The sequence below is a fragment of the Pseudoalteromonas sp. RWi3 genome (assembly GCF_054960735.1).
This window is the reverse complement of the sequence record NZ_JBHNYL010000039.1, coordinates 1-1,175: the sequence shown is the minus strand read 5'-3', so window position 1 is coordinate 1,175 and position 1,175 is coordinate 1. Positions and strand designations below refer to the sequence as shown.

The 1,175-nt window shown below is 39.7% G+C and carries 1 protein-coding gene; it reads right to left on the bottom strand.

Annotated features, from left to right (window positions below):
- Window positions 1–268 precede the first annotated feature (268 nt).
- Window positions 269–1,175: insulinase family protein (locus ACFI4Z_RS19035; RefSeq protein WP_462671888.1), on the bottom strand; the 907-nt coding region annotated here is incomplete at its 5' end.

The following is a 1,175-nucleotide window of genomic DNA, read 5'->3' as shown; positions in this document are numbered from 1 at the left end:
ATCAAGTCTTGCTTTTTGCCACTACTTTACCGACCTTCGAATAATGAAGTTTAAAATACTCGCTAATTTCTTTAAGGGTATAAATGCCAGATAAATACGCCCCTTACTTAATCAGTCCTAACAGCCAATAAATACAAAAAAGCAAAAAGAAACGCCTAAGCTCCTATGATTATTTTTTTCTCCCATATAAAAAAGCCCGAGCAGTTTTGCTCAGGCTTTTATTCATTTTATGCCTCTGTTAATCAGAGGCTTCACCTTTCTCGTCAAGTCACTTTTGTAATTTAATACCATCAAAGTGCGCTTGTAAGTCTGTGATTTTTGTTTGCTTTGGTAAGTCTGCGAATGGCTTATCGGCAAACTTGCTACCACGAAGTTGCACGTTTAAACGTGCAGCTTGTGGGTTTAGCATGGTTTGCTTGTAGTAGTCTTTAATATCCGCAAGGGTGACTTTTTCTACTTCTGCGATTAGCTTTGCTCTTGAATCAAAGTCAAAGTTTTCGCGGTACCAATCACCAATCAATGGGCCCATTTCATCACTTAAGTTTTTAGGCTGCTCTTTAAGCGAAACAAGGGATGCATTTTTAAGCTGAGCAAATGTCTCCTCGCTCATATTATCAAGCTCAACAGCGTATTGCTTTTTGAACGTCTCGAAACGCGCTTGCATTTCTTTCGGGCCTTTTACTGGTGTTTGAATAAACAGACCAATTGCCGAGTAATCTTCAATTGGGCGAGCAAGTGCACCTACGGCATAGGCAAGTTGCTCTTCGGTACGCATTTTATCAAACGCGATGGTTCTAAAGTGATCACGTAATACTTGTGCTTGCGCTTTTTGCTTATACCCTGCAATTGGGTGAACGGTCATATCGATAATCGCAACATCCGCAACATCAATGTCTTTTTGCAATACGATGGTTTCACCTACTTGTGGTAACCACGCTTTACTACGCGCAAAGGCTGTAGATTGATGATTGTTAGGTAAAACATCTGTTAGCTCTTTTGCAATGGCTTCAACATCTTGCTGGTTGTAGTTACCAAAGGTAAATACACGCAGTTCATTATTGCTAAATGTATGTTGTTTTAATTGCTCAAAATCTGCAAGGGTAATTGATTGGGCGGTTTTAATTAATTCATCCGTATCAAAGCTGCCGGTTCTGATCAGCTTTGAGTATTCGTCA